This window comes from Comamonas sp. B-9 (assembly GCF_000410635.1).
Classification (GTDB): domain Bacteria; phylum Pseudomonadota; class Gammaproteobacteria; order Burkholderiales; family Burkholderiaceae_C; genus Comamonas.
The window spans coordinates 48,176-48,640 of record NZ_KE148631.1 but is presented as its reverse complement, the minus strand read 5'-3'; the positions used below and the strand labels follow the sequence as shown (position 1 = coordinate 48,640).

Genomic DNA, 465 nt, shown 5'->3' with positions numbered 1-465 from the left:
GTGGCTGCCCTGGGCGGCTTTTTGACTGGCTCCAACACGGGGGCCAATGCGATGTTTGCCGCCACCCAGGCCGAGATTGCGCAGGCCTTGGGCGTCGCGGTGCTGCCCTTTATGGCGGTCCACAATGTCAGTGCAGCGCTGCTGCTGATGGCATCGCCCGGCAAGGTGGAGATGGCCTGCCAGCTGGTGTCCGGGACGGCACAGACTGAGCGCGCCTGGGTGCAGTCCCAGGTGCTGCTGGTCACCGGGCTGGCGGTGCTGCTGATGGCGGTGCTGAATGTGCTGCTCAGCGCTGTGCTGCTGCAGACTTAGGCGCCAAGCTGCCAGCCAGCTCGGGCAGCTGCGGCTGGATTTGCCGGGCCGAGGTGTTGCTGAGCCAGCGGCCCAGGTGCTTGCGCTGGCAGACCTGCAGCTCGCTCAGCAGTGCATGGCTGGGGTCGGGGATATGCCAGCGGCTGGGCAGGG

At 67.5% G+C, this 465-nt stretch carries 1 protein-coding gene; it reads left to right on the top strand.

What is annotated here, in order from left to right; genetic code table 11:
* Window positions 1–312: L-lactate permease (locus H928_RS33565; protein ID WP_239645005.1), on the top strand; the 312-nt coding region annotated here is incomplete at its 5' end.
* Window positions 313–465: the final 153 nt, after the last annotated feature.